The organism is Streptomyces violaceorubidus (assembly GCF_000717995.1).
GTDB lineage: Bacteria > Actinomycetota > Actinomycetes > Streptomycetales > Streptomycetaceae > Streptomyces > Streptomyces violaceorubidus.
Genome location: NZ_JODM01000200.1, coordinates 1 through 277, shown reverse-complemented (window position 1 = coordinate 277; position 277 = coordinate 1). Strand labels below are relative to the sequence as shown.

The 277-nt window shown below is 67.1% G+C and carries 1 pseudogene; it reads left to right on the top strand.

The features are described from left to right. Window positions 1-277, top strand: a pseudogene (locus IE94_RS36890) (glucose-6-phosphate isomerase); the annotation flags it as partial.

Below are 277 nucleotides of genomic sequence, written 5' to 3'. Positions count from 1 at the left end.
CGCCTATCTCCAGCAGCTGGACATGGAGTCCAACGGCAAGTCCGTGGACCGCGACGGGAACCCGGTGCGGTGGCAGACCGGACCGGTGGTGTGGGGCACACCCGGCACCAACGGGCAGCACGCCTACTACCAGTTGATCCACCAGGGCACCAAGCTGATCCCGGCGGACTTCATCGGTTTCGCGCGGCCCGTGGGCGAGCTGAGCGAGGAACTGAAGGCCCAGCACGACCTGCTGATGGCCAACTTCTTCGCGCAGACCCAGGCCCTCGCCTTCGGC